We start from the raw sequence: 14,023 nt of genomic DNA, 5'->3' as shown, positions 1-14,023 counted from the left end.
GGCTGGCTCGTTCCAACTCATGTACTTGCGCAGGAGCCGGAGCCCCGGCGGGCGTCCATATTCGACATTCAGGGAATCGCAGCCATGAGCCAGTCTTCACAGCAGGAAACCATCAAAGACATGATCGGCGTGGGCTTCGGCCCCTCCAACCTGGCCTTGGCCATCGCCCTGGAAGAACTCGCCGAATCCCGGGGCCATGCACTCGACGCACTGTTCATCGACAAGCAGCAAGACTACCACTGGCACGGCGAGACCTTGGCTACCCAGAGCGAGTTGCAGATCTCGTTCCTCAAGGACCTGGTGTCGCTGCGTACCCCAACCAGCCCTTACAGCTTCGTCAACTACCTGCACCAGAAGCAGCGCCTGGCCGACTTCATCAACCTCGGCACCTTTTACCCCTGCCGCCTGGAGTACAACGACTACCTGCGCTGGGCCGCCGAGCATTTCGCCTCCCAGGCGGTGTATGGGCAGGAAGTGTTGCGCATCGAACCGCACATGCATGCAGGCCGGGTCCAACACCTGTGCGTGATCACGCGTGACAAACAAGGCCGCGAATACAGCCGCGCCACCCGCTCAGTGGTGGTGGGCAGCGGTGGCACGCCGAAAATCCCGGAAAACTTCGGCGCCTTCAAGGACGACCCGCGAGTCTTCCACCACTCGCAGTACCTGAGCAGCCTGACCAAACTGCCGTGCACGGCTGGCAAACCCATGCGCATTGCCGTGATCGGCTCAGGCCAGAGCGCCGCCGAGGCGTTCATCGACCTCAACGACAGCTACCCGTCAGTCAAGGTCGACATGATTCTGCGCGGCTCGGCCCTCAAGCCCGCCGACGACAGCCCCTTCGTCAACGAGATCTTCTCGCCCGACTATACCGACCTGGTCTACAACGAACCGGCCGAACAGCGCAGCAAACTGCTGGGCGAATACCACAACACCAACTACTCGGTGGTCGACCTCAACCTGATCGAGCGCATCTACGGCATCCTCTACCGACAGAAGGTTGCCCATCAGCACCGCCACAACGTGCTGTGCCGGCGCCAGGTGGAAGCGGTGGTGGCCACCCGCGAAGGCCTGGAACTGACCCTGCGCGACCTCGCCACCGGCCAGCAGCAAACCCACCGCTACGATGCCGTTATCCTCGCCACCGGTTACGAGCGCCGCTCGCACCGTGAATTGCTGGCGCCGCTGGCCGATTACCTGGAGGACTTCAGCGTCGACCGCAACTACCGCGTACTGGCCAGCCCGGACCTGCAAGCCTCGGTGTACCTGCAGGGCTTCTGCGAAAACAGCCACGGCCTGAGTGACACCCTGCTTTCGGTCCTGCCGGCACGCGCTGCGGAAATTGGCCGAGCGCTGTACCAGGACTTGGAGCAGTTGCACGAAAAGCCCCAAGCAGCCGTGGCACTGACCCGCGCCTGACCCCTCTCTACAACCAGCCATCAAGGCCGGACTGGTGCCTCGTGCGCAGTCCGGTGTTTGTGCTTTGAAACATTTGCTTTCATTTTAACCTGCAGGTTTTCGATTCTCATTCGTCCTTATCAGTACAGCACTCTTTGGTTGGCACACGCTCGACCACCCATAGCAGAAGACCGTCTGATGGCCCAATCACCGAAAAAATCCAAATCCAAGCTGTGGTTCCTGGTCCACAGCTGGCTCGCCTTGCCGATCTGGTTCTTTGTCCTGATCGTCTGCTTCACCGGCATGCTCGCCGTGGTCAGCCAGGAAATCGTCTGGCTCGCCGATTCGGCTGTGCGCGCCAACAAGCCAGACGCGGACACCGAGCGCATGAGCTTTCAGAAGGTACTGGAGGCCTTGAACAAGGCCGAGCCGGACATGGTGGTGGAGCGCCTGAGCCAGCCAGATGGTTCGCACTTCGCGGTGAAAGCCAATGTCACCCTGCCTGACGGCACCCGCCCGACGCTGTATGTAAACCCCTACACCGGAACCATTCAGGGCAAGACCCCGGACTTCAACTTCGAAGCCTTCACCCGCGCCCTGCACGGCTGGTGGCTGGTGCCGTTCACCAACGGTTTCAGCTGGGGCTGGTACCTGGTCTCGCTGCTCGGCCTGCCGATGCTGGCCTCGCTGGTCACCGGCCTGGTGGTTTACAAGAAGTTCTGGAAAGGCTTTTTCAAACCCGTGCGTACCGGCCATGGTTCGCGAATTTTCTGGGGTGACCTGCACCGTCTGTCCGGGGTGTGGTCAATCTGGTTCATTGCAGTCATTTCCATCACCGGCACCTGGTTCCTGATCCAGGCGATCCTGTCTGACAACCACATCACCCTTTCCAGCCAGCCAATCGTGCCGGTGATCGCCCGTGAGGAAGTGCCACAAACGCCAGATGGCAGCCCCGCCTCGCGCATCGACCTGGATGAGGCGGCACGCCTTGCCGGGCTGGCGATCCCAGGGCTGGAAGTGACCTCCATTTCGCTCCCCGCCACTGCCTACAGCCACGTCATGCTGTCTGGCCCGGGCTGGTACCCGTTGATGTTCCAGAGTGCGTCGGTCAATCCGTACACACGCAATGTCGACAGCCAGTTCCTGATCAGCGACCGTTCGGCCCTGGAGTTCGTCACCGAGTCCATGCGCCCGCTGCACACCGGCGACTTTGGCGGTTTGCCGATCAAGCTGGTGTGGTTCTTCTTCGGCCTGATCCTCACCCTGATGGTGCTCAGCGGCCTGCTGATCTGGGCCAAGCGCACCGCCCAGGCCACCGCCGCGGCCCTCAAGCGCAGCGAGCGCGCTCCGCGTGCAGCTCACAGTGAAACCACCGTGGAGATCCATTCATGAGCCAGGCCCAGGCCCTGCCCGCCAGCCCGCTGAAGCAGCTTTGGCTGAAGTGGCGTTTTCACCTGAACATCCTGCTGATCCTGATCCCGCTGGGCTTCATGCCCAAGTACTTCGCCGACGCCAGGCTGTTCCGCGGCGACGCCGGCCTTGGCGCCAACGTGATCAGTGACATCCAGGTCGGCCCTTACAGCCTCGACCTTGCGGAACTGCGTGACGAGGCGCCACACGCCGACGGCCCCGCCGGCTACTTCAAATCGTTCAATGCATCGCTGTGCAAGGCCTGCATAAAAAACGTCAAGGCAGCCTACCTGCGCATCGGCAAGCCAAGAAGCCTGCGCGCCGCCGGCACCATTTTCTTCGGTGCACCTTACAACATGGGCACCTCGTTGCCGATTCCGCCGCGTACCAAACCCGACGCGCATATCTGGATCACCCTGGAAGGCTGGGACGGCAGCATGCACCAGGCGTCGATCCCCCTGGCCAAGGCATCGCCAGCCACTGTGGCATGGCTCGAGAAACAAGGAGAAAACAAATGAATCAACGGATGCGCACCCTGGCGCTGCCCTTGCTGGTACTGGTCGCCGGCCCTGCGCTGGCGCACAACCCGATGTGCGAATGCGAAGAACTGGCCAGCGGCCAGGTCAAGTGCACCGGCGGTTTCTCGGACGGCAGCGGTGCCCCCGGAGTGACCCTGGACGTGATTGGTTATGACGAACAGGTGCTGGTCGGCGGCAAGCTTGGCGACGACTCGACGCTGACCTTCAAACGCCCGGACGGCGAATTCTACGTGCTGTTCGATGCTGGCCCCGGGCACGTGGTGGAAGTGGACTACGCCGATATCGCCCAGCCATGAGCCGCGCCCACGTCATTCGCCCGGCCGGTGCCGGGCACGAAACCCTGTACGTGCTGCTGGCAAGCTTGCTGATCGTGGTGCTCGCCGCCAGCGTGGTGCTGCTGCGCGGTGAGCGCGAGGACGAACAGGCCATCGCCAGCCACCAGATCGACGCCCGCCGCGACCTCACCGCCGCCGAGCAAGGCCTGTACACCGACCTGCGGGTAGCCTTCGACGAGATCCAGCTCCTGCGCGAAGAAAACGCCGTCACGCCCAGCGTAAAGGCCCTGGCCGAAGAAGGCCTGCCGCCGTTCGTGGTCGATGCCGGCAGCCAAAGCCGTGGCGGCCACCAATGGTCATGGCTGGAACCCGGCGCCTACCTGGGCCGCAGCCAGGCCCCGGAAGTGGCCGGCAGCCTGCTGCTGATCCTGCCACCCGACAGCACAGGCCAAGCCGATATCTGGCTGCGCCGCGACAGCGCCGCCGTGATCCCGGACGACCTCGGCCAGGCCGCCCTGATCGCGGCTGGCTGGCAACAAGTGGTCAGCCACTACGACGCCGGGGTCACCCGCGAACACCGTCACTGAACCCAAGGACCCGCCCATGTTTCGCTCCGCCCTCGCCCTGCTCCTGTCCCTTGCCCTGCCGGCAATGGCCCTGGCCGATAACAGCAAGCCGCTGCGAATCGGCATCACCCTGCACCCCTACTACAGCTACGTGAGCAATATTGTCGGCGACAAGGCCGAGGTGGTTCCCCTGATTCCGGCGGGCTTCAACCCGCACGCCTACGAGCCGCGGGCCGAGGACATCAAGCGCATCGGCACGCTGGACGTGGTGGTGCTCAACGGTGTTGGCCATGACGATTTCGCAGACCGCATGATCGCCACCAGCGAAAAACCCGACATTGCCACTATCGAAGCCAATCAGAACGTGCCGCTGTTGGCGGCCACTGGCATCGCCGCGCGCGGTGCCGGCAAGGTGGTCAACCCGCACACCTTTCTGTCGATCAGCACCACCATCGCCCAGGTGAACAACATCGCCCGTGAACTGGGCAAGCTCGACCCGGACAACGCCAAGTTGTACACGCAAAACGCCCGTGCCTACGCCAAGCGCCTGCGCGCCCTGCGTGCCGAGGCCCTAGCCAAGGTCACCGAAGCCCCTGGCGCAACGTTCCGGGTCGCCACCATCCATGCTGCCTATGACTACCTGGTGCGCGACTTCGGTCTGGAGGTGACCGCCGTCGTCGAGCCGGCCCATGGCATCGAGCCCAGCCCGGCGCAGCTGAAAAAAACCATCGACCAGCTCAAGGCACTGGACGTGCGGGTGATCTTCTCGGAAATGGACTTCCCGTCGGCCTATGTTGAAACCATTCAGCGTGAGTCCGGCGTACGCCTGTATCCGTTGACGCATATCTCCTACGGCGATTACACCAAGGACAAGTACGAGGTGGAAATGAAGCGCAACCTGGACACCGTGGTCCGCGCCATTCAGGAGAACCGCGCATGACCGCTGCCGCCAAGCGGGTGACAGCCTGCGGGCCGCGCATCGAGTTCACTGGCATCGACCTGACCTTGGGGCGTACGCGCATCCTCGAACAGGTCAGTTTCAGCGTGGCAGCAGGTAGCGTGCACGCCATCGTCGGCCCCAACGGCGGCGGCAAGAGCTCGTTGATCAAGACCCTGCTCGGGCAGATGCCACACCAGGGCCAGCTGACCTTGCATTGGCCTGGTGAGCGCGAAGTGATTGGCTACGTGCCGCAGGCACTGGAGTTCGACCGCGGCCTGCCTATGACCGTGGACGACTTCATGGCCGCCATGTGCCAGCGCCGCCCGGCCTTCCTCGGCCTGTCGCGGCGCGTGAAGCCGGCCATTGATGCAGCCTTGGTTCAGGTTGGCATGCTCGACAAGCGCACGCGGCGCATGGGGGCACTGTCCGGCGGTGAGCGCCAGCGCGTGCTGCTGGCCCAGGGCCTGATCCCCGAGCCGCAGTTGCTGGTGCTGGACGAACCGATGTCGGCCCTCGATGAAGCCGGAATCCAGGTGTTCGAACAGTTATTGCAGGGCTGGCGCCAGGCCGGCACTACCGTTCTATGGATCGAGCACGACCTGGAAGCCGTGTTGCGTCTGGCGGACCGGGTAACAGGCCTGAACCGCCAGGTGCTGTTCGATGCGCCGCCTGCCCAGGCCCTGACCCCGGAGCGCCTGCTCGGCCTGTTCTCCGTTCACCCGCGTAGCGAGAACCTTGCCTGATGAGTTTTGAAATCTTTCGCCAAACGGTCCAGGACTGGGCCACTTCCGGCTATCTGCCCGAGGCACTGGCCTACGGCTTCGTGGTCAACGCCCTGTTGGCCGGCCTGATGATCGGCCCGGTGTTGGGCGGCCTGGGTACCTTGGTGGTGGTCAAGCGCTTTGCCTTCTTCTCCGAAGCGGTCGGCCATGCGGCGCTGACCGGCGTGGCCATCGGTATCCTGCTGGGTGAGCCCTATACCGGCCCTTACGGCAGCCTGTTCGGCTACTGCCTGCTGTTCGGCATCCTGCTCAACTTCCTGCGCAACCGTACCGGGCTGTCGCCGGACACACTGATTGGCGTGTTCCTGTCGGTGTCGCTGGCGCTGGGCGCCAGCCTGCTGCTGATGCTGGCAGGCAAGATCAACGTGCACATCCTCGAGAACGTGCTGTTCGGCTCGGTGCTGACCGTTAGCGCCCAGGACTTGCTCGTGCTGGGCATCGTCGCGGCGCTGGTGCTGGCCTTGGCGCTGCCGCTGTACAACCGCATCATGCTGGCCAGTTTCAACCCGCAGCTGGCGGCTGTGCGCGGGGTAGCGGTGAAGACCCTGGACTATCTGTTCGTGGTGCTGGTGACGTTGGTGACTGTAGCTGCGGTGAAGGTGATCGGGGCCATCCTGGTCGGTGCGCTGCTGGTCATCCCGGCCGCCGCTGCTCGCCTGGTCAGTCAGTCGCTCAAGGGTTTTTTCTTCCTGTCGGTGCTGATTGCCACCATCAGTACCCTGCTCGGCATCCTGCTACCGATTGTTTTCGACCTGCCGGTGCCGTCAGGGGCCGCGATCATCCTGGTCGCCGGCATCTGCTTTGCCCTGGCCGCCCTGGCCCGCGCACTCGTTCCTCGCCTGCAAGGAAACCCGGCATGAACTTCAAACACCTGACCCTGGCGCTGGCACTGGCCGGCCTGCCGTCCCTGTCTTTCGCCACGCAAGTGCTGACGACCCTGCCCGTCACCCATAGCCTGGCCAGCGCCCTGCTCGACGGCACTGCGGTGCAGCTCCAGCAGGCAGCACCGGCCAACCTGCCTGCCAGCCGCCAACCGTCATATTTCAGCGGGCGTGGTGGCGCAGGCCTGCACAAGGCCGCCCAGCAGGCAGATGCGGTGATCGGCGTGCGTTCGATCTGGCGTGACGACCCGCTGTACCCGATGGCCCGACGCAGCAATATCCGCATTGTCGAGATCGATGCCGCGCGACCGGTGGATGGCGCACTGCCGGGCATTGCGGTGAACGGTGACGATGCCTATGGTGCTTACCCCTGGCTCAACCCGACCAACCTCGGGCGCATGGCCGACGTGGTGGCCAATGACCTGGAGCGCCTGGCGCCTGACGACAAGGCAAAGATCCAGGGCAACCTGGCAGGGCTCAAGCGCCAGTTGCTGGAGCTTTCGGCCAGCAGCCAGACGCGGCTGGCCAAAGTCGACAACCTGACGGTGGTGAGCCTGTCGGAGAGGCTGGGATATCTGGTCAACGGGTTGAACCTGGATGCGGTCGAGCAGCCACTGCCGGCCGAATGGGATGCGGCGGCCCTCAAGGCGCTGGGGGAGAACCTGAAGGCGCAGGACGTGGCGCTGGTGCTGGACCATCGTCAGCCGGACGCGGCAGTGGCCGAGGTAATCAAGGCGGCCGGGGCCAAGCTGGTGGTGGTGGAGAGTGACCCTGAAGATGCGATTGCGGGGCTCAAAGCCAGCGTTGACCAAGTGGTTGGGGCATTGGGCGGGCGCTGATCGGACAGGCCCACGCGGTGGATGGCACGGGCTTCGCCCGTGTTCGCGGGCAAGCCCGCTCCTACATTGGACACGCGTCGGTGGTTGGGCGCAGGCCGTCGTGTAGGAGCGGGTTTACCCGCGAAGAGGCCGGCCCTGCTGGCCAAGTTCCACCCGCCGTTCGCCGTTGCCGCCACCACCGTATTCGCGGGTAAACCCGCTCCTACATTGGACGCGCGTCAGTGGTTGGGCGCAGCCCGTCGTGTAGGAGCAAGTTTACCCGCGAAGAGGCCGGGCCTGCTGGCCAATTTCCACCCGCCGATCACCGTTGCCGCCACCACCGTATTCGCGGGTAAACCCGCTCCTACAGGACACGCGTCGGTGGTTGGGCGCAGGCCGTCGTGTAGGAGCGGGTTTACCCGCGAAGAGGCCGGGCCTGCTGGCCAATTTCCACCCGCCGATCACCGTTGCCGCCACCACCGTATTCGCGGGTAAACCCGCTCCTACATTGGACACGCGTCGGTGGTTGGGCGCAGGCCGTCGTGTAGGAGCGGGTTTACCCGCGAAGAGGCCGGGCCTGCTGGCCAATTTCCACCCGCCGATCACCGTTGCCGCCGCCACCGTATTCGCGGGTAAACCCGTTGAACGGTTGCTGCCAGGCTAACGCTTCATGCACCGCTGATAACGCTCATCCACCCGCCCGGCAAACCAGGCCGTGGTCAGCTTGCGGGTAATCTTCGGGCTCTTCAGCTCGATGCCCGGTAACACTGCGCGGGGCACCGGTTTGCCGGCTTTGGCATCCGCCAGGGCGAACACCCCGCTGTACAGCTTGCTGTCCTCGAACGCCAGGCTGTCGGCCTCCTCCAGCTGGCTTCGGATCTGCGGGTTACGCAGCCCCAGCTTCACCCCCAGCTTGCGCGCGGCCAGTTCAGTCGTCCCCGGCATGATCGCCCCTGGCGCCACCAGGTCGCCGTCCAGTGCCAACTTCACCCCCGTGACCTTGCTCAACGCCGCCTGGAATGCCGCATTGCGGCTGGCGTACCAGCCCGCGTTGAAATCGGCGAAACGGTAAAGCTGGCGCTCGTAGTTGGCCGGGTAGCCCAACAGGTGGGCAATACCGAAGTACATGCCGCCGCGCCGGCTGAACACTTCCTGGCGAATCGTGCCTTCATGGCTGTAGGGGTAATCCCTTGCATGCTTTTCGGCGAAGTCGATGCTGACCTGCATCGGCCCGCCGGTGTGCACCGGATTCAGCCCGTCCAGCAAGGTCTTGCCCAGCGGCAGGCGTGCAACGACTTCGTCGTACAGTTCACTCAACTGCTTTTCGCTGCGCACTGTCTGCAACCGCTGCTGGTAGCTCTTGCCGTTGCCCGACGGCGTCTTCAGCGCACCGTCGACCAGCAGTTTGGGAATATGCAGGCGCGCAGCGCGGCGGTCGATCTCCTGGCGGGCGATACGCCCAAGGTTGGGCACCTGCGGGTCCGCAGTGAAAGTCGACTCCTGTTCGGTCACCGCCAGCACTGCACACAGGTTACTTTTACTGGGCGCTATGCGCTGGGCTTCGAAGGCTACCTGGATATCGTTGGCCCAACCCTCGCGGTCCTTGACCTGGGCGGGTAACAGCCGCAACAGCTGCGCACGGATTTTGGCCGGGTCCGCTTCGGGCGCTTCTTCGCGGCGCCCGGCGCAGCCTTGCAACAGCGCCAGGGCCATCACCGAAATGGCCAGTAACCGGCCGTTCAGGGCTGTTCACCGACCAGATAGGTTTTGCTGATGTGGCGGAACTGCGGGTGCCCGGCACTGCCCATCAATTCGAACAGCACCATCTCGCGGGTCACTACCTGCGCGCCGGCGGCACGCATGCGCGCCAGGCCTGCGGCCTTGCTGGCCGAGGTGCGGCTGTCGCAGGCATCCTCGACCACGAATACTTGCTTGCCCAGCGCCAGCAGGCCGAGCACGGTCTGCAGCACACAAACATGGGTTTCCATGCCGCAGACGATCACCTGCTCGCGCGCCATCAAACTGGCCGGCAGGCACTCGGCAGCCACACAGGAAAAGTGACTTTTTTCCACCACTTCGGCTGCCGGCGCTGCGGCCAGCAGTTCGGCCAGGGTATGGCCCAGGCCTTTGGGGTACTGCTCGGAAATCACCGTCGGCAGCGCCAGCTCGGCAGTCGCCGCCAGCAACCAGCGGGCCCGTGCCCGAGTGCCTTCGGGGTCGCTCATGGCACCGATCAGTTTTTCCTGGATGTCGACGACCAGCAGCGTGGCCTTGAGTGGATCGATCAGCATTGTCTGCCTCTTGCCTGGGAAAAACCCTAGCCTCCCCCAGGCAAGCGGTGACGTCAATCAGGCGGACAGCCGAAGCGGCTGCAGCGACGCGGTCAGCGCAGCGAGCACACGGTCTTCCTGCTCATGGATGAAAAAATGACCACCCGGGAACATCTGCAGCGAGAACGCGCCGTGGGTTTCACAGCGCCATGCCTGCAGTTGCTCATCGCTGGCCCGGTCATCCACGCCACCCAGCACATGCAGTGGGCACTGCAACGCCGCTCGCTGCCGGTATGTGTAAGTGCCGCACAACAGAAAATCGGCGCGCAAGGTCGGCAAGGTCAGGCTCATCAGCTCAGCGTTGGCCAGCACTTCCTCAGGCGTACCTTGCAGCGCGCGCAACTCGCTGATCAGCTCGGCGTCGCTCTTGGGCTCGCGCCAGTTGTTGCCGTCGTAGTCCTCACGCCGGGTAGGTGCCGCGGTGCCGCAGGCGAACAAGGCCAGCGGCGCCGGGCAGCCCAATGCCTGCAGCTCATGGGCCAGCTCGAAGGCCAGCAGAGCGCCCAGGCTGTGGCCGAGCAGCGCATAAGGAGCGCTTGCCGCCAGTCGCTGCTCGCTGGCCAGTTGCCGAGCCAGCACTTGCATGTCGGTGTGCAGCGACTCGGCCATGCGCGCCCCCCGCCCAGGCAACTCTACCGGGCGTACCTGCAACCATGCCGGCAGCTTGCGCCGCCAGCGGCTGTAGACCATGGCGCTGGCCCCGGAGTACGGCAGGCACAGCAGGTTCAGCACGGTCACTGGGCGGCAGCTTCAGCCATTTTCTGGCGCAGGCTCAACGGGCGCATGTCGGTCCAGACTTCATCGATGTAGGCCAGGCAGTCCTTCTTCAGGCCGCTTTTGCCCACGGCACGCCAGCCGTTGGGGATGACTTTGTAGTCGGGCCAGATCGAGTATTGCTCTTCGTGGTTGACCACTACCTGGAACTGGATATCGTCGCGGTCGAAAACGGAAGTCATTGCCTGTCTCCTTAAATGATGATGCCGCTGCGCGCCTGGCGCAGGGTGGCTTTCAAGTAGACGTAGCAAGCGCTGTAAAAATTAACGGAATTGACGCGCCCCCAGGTGGGATCGACCGGTACAGGTATCAACGCTCAGGTATCGCGCAACAGGTCGTGCGTATCGAGCAACCGGAACGCAACCTGCGGATTACGCTCCAGCCCGCGCCGGATCGCCGCCGGGATAGACTGCCGGGTCTTGCGACACAGCCCGGGTTGCTCGTCCAGCTCGATGACGATGCCGCGCATGGTCCGTACCTCGTTGTAACCGGGGGCGATGTGCACGCGGATGCCGAGGTTTTCGTACAGGCGCTGCTGCAGACGTTGAAGGTCTTCCAGGTCCCTCAGGTTTTCCAGGCGTTCGAGCAGGCGTTTTTCTTCCTGCCGGGTCAGCAAAAGGATGCGCTGGGCGGCCTGCGGATGGTCGGCCAATTGCTCGCGGCCGCAGACGCAGGCGCCAGGGGGGCAAGGTTGGCGTAAAGGAACGGGCGTACTCATAGGGCAAGCATAGCCTGTACCGACGGTCAGAGCTGCGCCAGCCGCGCACGCAGGAAGCTGACAAAACCCTGCACCGGCCGCGCCACCTGCCGGTGCTGCGGATACACCGCCGACAGCTGCAGCGCGGGCGGGCGCCACTCATCCAGAACCGTCACCAGTTGCCCCTCCGCCAACGCCTGCCCAACGATAAAGGTCGGCAGGTAAGTGACCCCCATCCCGGCAATCGCAGCCCCCCGCAGCAACTCGCCATTGTTCGCCCGCATGCGCCCGGTCACCTGAATTGCCTGGGTTTTGCCACCTTTGTGGAATTGCCACTGCACCTGCCGCGAATGCCCATAGGGCAGACAATCATGCGCGACGAGCTCATCCGGTTTTCCCGGCACTCCCCGTGCTTGCAAATACGCCGGGCTCGCACAGTAGACCCGCTCGACACTGGCGATACGCCGGGCGATCAGGCTGGAGTCCTCCAGTGCACCAATCCGCAGCGCCAGGTCATAGCCTTCACCAATCAGGTCGACGGCGCGGTCGCTCAGGTCTACCTCTACATCAACCTGGGGGTGCAACTGCAGAAACTCGGTCAGCAGGCAACCCAGGTGCGCCATGGCAAACGACAGCGGCGCGCTGAGGCGCAAGGTGCCGCGCAGGACCTGGGCCTGGCCGCTGATGTCGTGTTCGACCTGCTGCACTTCACCCAGCAGGCGCAGGGCCGACTGGTAGTAGTGCTGCCCCAGTGGCGTGGCATCGAGGCGCCGGGTGGAGCGGTTGAGCAGGCGCACGCCCAGGCGCTCTTCAAGCTGCATCAGACGCCGGCTGACCGATTGCTTGGACATGCCTAGACGGTCGGCGGCAGCGGTGAAACTACCGGCCTCCATCACCTGGGCAAAGATCCGCATGTCTTCGTAAGGGTTCATTGTCTCGCTCTTGCTGACAGTCAAACACTTTATAGCGGCTTTTTCCCACGAGTGCATCTGCCTAATCTACGCACAAGTCGCAGCGATGGCCCCTCAGGCCAGGCAAGACGCCCACTACCAACACTTGCACAGAAAAGGATTCGCTCATGAACATTGTCCACAAAGCCCTCACCGCCTCCCTCCTGGCCCTGTCCGTTTCCAGTGCCTTCGCCGCCGGCAGCCCTGGTGTCGAACAACACACCCAGGCCTTCCTCGAAGCCCTGGAGAAAGGGGGTGGCAAGCCGCTGGAACAGCTCACACCAAACGACGCCCGCGCGGTACTGACCGGCGCCCAGGCCTCGGTAAAGGTCGACCTCTCGGGGATCGAAGTGAAGGAACGCACGATTCAGGCCAATGGCCAGTCGATCAAGCTGCAAGTGGTACGCCCGACTAATGTCAAAGGTGATTTGCCGGTGTTCATGTTCTTCCACGGTGGCGGCTGGGTGCTGGGCGACTTCCCGACCCACCAACGACTGATCCGCGACCTGGTGGTCGGCTCGGGTGCGGTGGCGGTCTATGTGGACTACACCCCGTCACCGGAAGCGCACTACCCGACGGCGATCAACCAGGCGTACGCCGCGACGCGCTGGGTGGCCGAGCATGGCAAGGAGATCGGCGTGGATGGCAAGCGCCTGGCTGTAGCCGGCAACAGCGTTGGCGGCAACATGGCGGCGGTGGTTGCACTCAAGGCCAAAGAGGCCGGCACCCCTGCCCTGCGCTTCCAGCTGCTGCTGTGGCCGGTGACCGATGCCAGCTTCGAGACAGCGTCGTACAAGCAGTTTGCCGAAGGACACTTCCTGACCACCGGGATGATGAAGTGGTTCTGGAACAACTACACCGTTGATGCAAAGGCGCGGGCGCAGATCTACGCCTCGCCGCTGCGGGCGTCCGCCGAACAGCTGAAGGGCTTGCCACCGGCCCTGGTGCAAACGGCTGAGTTCGATGTGCTTCGGGATGAAGGTGAGGCGTATGCCCGCAAGTTGAATGCGGCGGGCGTGACAGTAACCTCGGTGCGCTACAACGGAATGATTCATGACTATGGGCTGCTCAACCCGTTGAGCCAAGTGCCGGCAGTAAAGGCGGCGCTGCGGCAGGCGGGCAACGAACTTAAAGTGCATCTGCAGTGAGGCAATGAGCAATAGACCCGCCTGGGCGGGTCTTTTGCTTCTATTTGCGGAAACGGCCCGCAGGCTTCAATGAAACTGCCATCGGTGCGGCAGGTCCGGCCCTTTCGCGGGTAAACCCGCTCCTACACAGGCCACCACAAACGTCAAATTCTGTGGTGGCCTGTGTAGGAGCGGGTTACCCGCGAAAGGGCCGGCAAATCCTGCTCAGGGCTCAAACCCTTCCACAATGATCACCTCAGCCTTCGCCACCCCTTGGCGATGACTGCATGCCTCTTGGTACAGCGCGGAGCGGTAACAGGCGACGGCCTGCGCGTACGAATCGAACTCGATCACCACGCTACGCTGAGGCGTAGCCCTCCCTTCCATCGCCTCGCTGCGCCCGCCACGGGCCAGGAAGCGCCCGCCGAATGCCTTGAAGGCAGCCGGGGCGCGCTGGGTGTATTGCTGGTACTGCTCGGGGTCGGTCACGTCCACATGGGCGATCCAGTAGGCCTTCATGTGCAGCTCTCCTGTTA

Annotated in this window: 17 protein-coding genes; 10 read left to right on the top strand and 7 right to left on the bottom strand. The window is 63.8% G+C overall.

Going from position 1 to position 14,023, the window contains the following annotated elements:
- Positions 1-84 precede the first annotated feature (84 nt).
- The 9 genes from ACZ889_RS13940 to ACZ889_RS13900 all read left to right on the top strand — a co-directional run bounded on the left by ACZ889_RS13940 (position 85) and on the right by ACZ889_RS13900 (position 7,630).
- A complete protein-coding gene (locus ACZ889_RS13940; protein ID WP_003256208.1) occupies positions 85-1,419 on the top strand; it encodes a lysine N(6)-hydroxylase/L-ornithine N(5)-oxygenase family protein in 1,335 nt (444 codons plus the stop codon).
- Between the two features lie 177 nt (positions 1,420-1,596).
- On the top strand, positions 1,597-2,790 hold the full coding sequence (locus ACZ889_RS13935) for a PepSY-associated TM helix domain-containing protein (RefSeq protein WP_476257461.1): 1,194 nt from the start codon (positions 1,597-1,599) through the stop codon (positions 2,788-2,790).
- Positions 2,787-3,326: a hypothetical protein gene (locus ACZ889_RS13930; RefSeq protein ID WP_003256210.1), complete on the top strand. Its 540-nt coding sequence runs from the start codon at positions 2,787-2,789 to the stop codon at positions 3,324-3,326. Before ACZ889_RS13935 ends, ACZ889_RS13930 begins: the two co-directional genes overlap by 4 nt.
- Positions 3,323-3,643, top strand: coding sequence for a hypothetical protein (locus ACZ889_RS13925; RefSeq protein ID WP_047603499.1), 321 nt, complete (start codon positions 3,323-3,325; stop codon positions 3,641-3,643). The genes ACZ889_RS13930 and ACZ889_RS13925 overlap by 4 nt, the downstream gene beginning before the upstream one ends.
- Positions 3,640-4,209, top strand: a complete 570-nt coding sequence (locus ACZ889_RS13920; RefSeq protein ID WP_003256212.1) for a DUF6162 family protein — start codon at positions 3,640-3,642, stop codon at positions 4,207-4,209. The genes ACZ889_RS13925 and ACZ889_RS13920 overlap by 4 nt, the downstream gene beginning before the upstream one ends.
- 16 nt (positions 4,210-4,225) lie before the next feature.
- Positions 4,226-5,128 carry a metal ABC transporter substrate-binding protein gene (locus ACZ889_RS13915; RefSeq protein ID WP_003256213.1) on the top strand — a complete coding sequence of 301 codons (903 nt, stop codon included), beginning with the start codon at positions 4,226-4,228 and terminating at the stop codon, positions 5,126-5,128.
- Positions 5,125-5,871, top strand: coding sequence for a metal ABC transporter ATP-binding protein (locus ACZ889_RS13910; RefSeq protein ID WP_476257460.1), 747 nt, complete (start codon positions 5,125-5,127; stop codon positions 5,869-5,871). Before ACZ889_RS13915 ends, ACZ889_RS13910 begins: the two co-directional genes overlap by 4 nt.
- Positions 5,871-6,770 carry a metal ABC transporter permease gene (locus ACZ889_RS13905; protein ID WP_180688351.1) on the top strand — a complete coding sequence of 300 codons (900 nt, stop codon included), beginning with the start codon at positions 5,871-5,873 and terminating at the stop codon, positions 6,768-6,770. The genes ACZ889_RS13910 and ACZ889_RS13905 overlap by 1 nt, the downstream gene beginning before the upstream one ends.
- Positions 6,767-7,630, top strand: a complete 864-nt coding sequence (locus ACZ889_RS13900) for a metal ABC transporter substrate-binding protein (protein WP_476257459.1) — start codon at positions 6,767-6,769, stop codon at positions 7,628-7,630. The genes ACZ889_RS13905 and ACZ889_RS13900 overlap by 4 nt, the downstream gene beginning before the upstream one ends.
- 639 nt (positions 7,631-8,269) lie before the next feature.
- Here ACZ889_RS13900 and ACZ889_RS13895 read toward each other — a convergent pair.
- The 6 genes from ACZ889_RS13895 to ACZ889_RS13870 all read right to left on the bottom strand — a co-directional run bounded on the left by ACZ889_RS13895 (position 8,270) and on the right by ACZ889_RS13870 (position 12,342).
- Positions 8,270-9,322 carry a DUF1615 domain-containing protein gene (locus tag ACZ889_RS13895; RefSeq protein ID WP_180688352.1) on the bottom strand — a complete coding sequence of 351 codons (1,053 nt, stop codon included), beginning with the start codon at positions 9,320-9,322 and terminating at the stop codon, positions 8,270-8,272.
- A 26-nt stretch (positions 9,323-9,348) separates the two neighbouring features.
- Entirely contained in the window at positions 9,349-9,900 is a 552-nt protein-coding gene (locus ACZ889_RS13890) for an isochorismatase family protein (RefSeq protein WP_070095755.1), read from the bottom strand.
- Positions 9,901-9,957: 57 nt separating this feature from the next.
- Positions 9,958-10,677 (bottom strand): thioesterase II family protein, encoded by a 720-nt coding sequence (locus ACZ889_RS13885; protein ID WP_064614834.1) that lies wholly within the window; start codon positions 10,675-10,677, stop codon positions 9,958-9,960.
- Complete coding sequence (locus ACZ889_RS13880; RefSeq protein ID WP_476257458.1) at positions 10,674-10,895, bottom strand: MbtH family protein; 222 nt, start codon at positions 10,893-10,895, stop codon at positions 10,674-10,676. The genes ACZ889_RS13885 and ACZ889_RS13880 overlap by 4 nt, the downstream gene beginning before the upstream one ends.
- A 134-nt stretch (positions 10,896-11,029) precedes the next feature.
- Positions 11,030-11,431 (bottom strand): hypothetical protein, encoded by a 402-nt coding sequence (locus tag ACZ889_RS13875; RefSeq protein ID WP_003256224.1) that lies wholly within the window; start codon positions 11,429-11,431, stop codon positions 11,030-11,032.
- Positions 11,432-11,457: 26 nt separating this feature from the next.
- Entirely contained in the window at positions 11,458-12,342 is an 885-nt protein-coding gene (locus ACZ889_RS13870; RefSeq protein ID WP_476257457.1) for a LysR family transcriptional regulator, read from the bottom strand.
- Positions 12,343-12,488: 146 nt separating this feature from the next.
- On the opposite strand from ACZ889_RS13870, the gene ACZ889_RS13865 reads away from it, so the two are divergent.
- The gene (locus ACZ889_RS13865; protein WP_014756183.1) at positions 12,489-13,508 is read left to right on the top strand and encodes an alpha/beta hydrolase; all 1,020 of its coding nucleotides are present in this window, start codon (positions 12,489-12,491) and stop codon (positions 13,506-13,508) included.
- 204 nt (positions 13,509-13,712) lie between these two features.
- Here ACZ889_RS13865 and ACZ889_RS13860 read toward each other — a convergent pair whose 3' ends face one another.
- Positions 13,713-14,006, bottom strand: a complete 294-nt coding sequence (locus ACZ889_RS13860; RefSeq protein WP_003256229.1) for a DUF1330 domain-containing protein — start codon at positions 14,004-14,006, stop codon at positions 13,713-13,715.
- Positions 14,007-14,023 lie beyond the last annotated feature (17 nt).

This window comes from Pseudomonas sp. TE3895 (assembly GCF_056278855.1).
The sequence above is the reverse complement of the archived record's forward strand: the minus strand, read 5'-3'. Positions and strand labels throughout refer to the sequence as shown.

Coding starts and splice junctions, on each gene's coding strand:
- ACZ889_RS13900 (WP_476257459.1), top strand. CDS start 6,767: ATGAACTTCAAACACCTGACCCTGGCGCTGGCACTGGCCGGCCTGCCG.
- ACZ889_RS13860 (WP_003256229.1), bottom strand. CDS start 14,006: ATGAAGGCCTACTGGATCGCCCATGTGGACGTGACCGACCCCGAGCAG.
- ACZ889_RS13905 (WP_180688351.1), top strand. CDS start 5,871: ATGAGTTTTGAAATCTTTCGCCAAACGGTCCAGGACTGGGCCACTTCC.
- ACZ889_RS13895 (WP_180688352.1), bottom strand. CDS start 9,322: ATGGCCCTGGCGCTGTTGCAAGGCTGCGCCGGGCGCCGCGAAGAAGCG.
- ACZ889_RS13935 (WP_476257461.1), top strand. CDS start 1,597: ATGGCCCAATCACCGAAAAAATCCAAATCCAAGCTGTGGTTCCTGGTC.
- ACZ889_RS13910 (WP_476257460.1), top strand. CDS start 5,125: ATGACCGCTGCCGCCAAGCGGGTGACAGCCTGCGGGCCGCGCATCGAG.
- ACZ889_RS13875 (WP_003256224.1), bottom strand. CDS start 11,431: ATGAGTACGCCCGTTCCTTTACGCCAACCTTGCCCCCCTGGCGCCTGC.
- ACZ889_RS13915 (WP_003256213.1), top strand. CDS start 4,226: ATGTTTCGCTCCGCCCTCGCCCTGCTCCTGTCCCTTGCCCTGCCGGCA.
- ACZ889_RS13920 (WP_003256212.1), top strand. CDS start 3,640: ATGAGCCGCGCCCACGTCATTCGCCCGGCCGGTGCCGGGCACGAAACC.
- ACZ889_RS13870 (WP_476257457.1), bottom strand. CDS start 12,342: ATGAACCCTTACGAAGACATGCGGATCTTTGCCCAGGTGATGGAGGCC.
- ACZ889_RS13880 (WP_476257458.1), bottom strand. CDS start 10,895: ATGACTTCCGTTTTCGACCGCGACGATATCCAGTTCCAGGTAGTGGTC.
- ACZ889_RS13890 (WP_070095755.1), bottom strand. CDS start 9,900: ATGCTGATCGATCCACTCAAGGCCACGCTGCTGGTCGTCGACATCCAG.
- ACZ889_RS13925 (WP_047603499.1), top strand. CDS start 3,323: ATGAATCAACGGATGCGCACCCTGGCGCTGCCCTTGCTGGTACTGGTC.
- ACZ889_RS13930 (WP_003256210.1), top strand. CDS start 2,787: ATGAGCCAGGCCCAGGCCCTGCCCGCCAGCCCGCTGAAGCAGCTTTGG.
- ACZ889_RS13940 (WP_003256208.1), top strand. CDS start 85: ATGAGCCAGTCTTCACAGCAGGAAACCATCAAAGACATGATCGGCGTG.
- ACZ889_RS13865 (WP_014756183.1), top strand. CDS start 12,489: ATGAACATTGTCCACAAAGCCCTCACCGCCTCCCTCCTGGCCCTGTCC.